Source organism: Nodosilinea sp. LEGE 07298, from assembly GCF_015207265.1.
Lineage (GTDB): Bacteria > Cyanobacteriota > Cyanobacteriia > Phormidesmidales > Phormidesmidaceae > Nodosilinea.
Genome location: NZ_JADEXE010000606.1, coordinates 1 through 1,064 on the forward strand (window position 1 = coordinate 1; position 1,064 = coordinate 1,064).

At 60.5% G+C, this 1,064-nt stretch carries 1 protein-coding gene; it reads left to right on the forward strand.

Annotated features, from left to right (window positions below):
• A partial coding sequence (locus IQ273_RS33380; RefSeq protein ID WP_194027352.1) for a BamA/TamA family outer membrane protein occupies positions 1-1,064 on the forward strand: 1,064 nt, incomplete at both ends.

Here is a 1,064-nt window from a genome sequence, read left to right on the forward strand (position 1 = left end):
ATCTACAACCCGGCCCCCGTGGCAGACTGCGAATTCTGCTGGCGTCCGATAGCGGCTTCACCTACGGCTTTGGAGCCCTAGCCCAGGAACCCCACGCCCTGCGGGGAGCCCTGCGAGACCGCACCTCCACCGCCGAAAACGATCGCGTCGGCAATATCTTTCTGCCGTTTTATGTGGGCACTCCCCTGGGCGATCGCCAGGCCATTGGGGCTGAGGTGGTAGTGGGGCTATCCTCCTTGGATGTAGACCTCACCTACTTCTACGACCCAGAGGCGCTACCGGGTCTGTTTTCGGCCAACTTAATCAGTCAGCGAGACCAGAACCCGGCCTTTCGCAGCGGAGTTTTTGGCCCCGACGTAAATTTACCCAGCGGCAACGATCCATCGGTGCATCGTCTGGGCGGCGGGGTGCAGTATGCCCAATCGCTGACCGATCGCCTAGATTTTGCGATCGGGGTCAACTACCAGCGGGTTTCGGTACGCAACGGTTTATTTAGTAGCCAGGTGACCCCCACCGACAGCCTGGGCAACCCCCTCACCGCCAGCCCCAGCGGCCAGGATGACTTGCTCACCCTGAATGCGGCACTGCTGCTCGACCAGGTCGAGGGCCGGGCTTTCTCTCTCCAGGGCACCCGGCTACGGCTGGGGCTAGAGCAAGCCATTCCCATCGGCCAGGCCAGTATTGGTTACACCCGAGCTACGGCCAACAGCACCCAGTTTATTCCCCTCAACCTGGTGCGCAACGGCGACTATACCGACAATCTGGTGCTGAATTTGCAGGGCGGCGTTACCTTTGGCGACGTGCCGCCCTATGCAGCCTTTAACCTGGGCGGAATTGATACCGTCAGGGGATACCAAAGGGGCGCGGTCGCCGCCGGTCGTCATTTTTTACTCGCCACAGCAGAGTATCGAGTGCCCATTACGACGGTGACGCTGTTTAACTATGAGCTACCCATTGCCGGGCTGCTATTTGTGGACTACGGCACTGACTTTGGCACTGGAGACACGGTGTTGGGTACGCCCGGACCAGCCAGAGGCAAGCCGGGAGATGGGTTGGGCTATGGG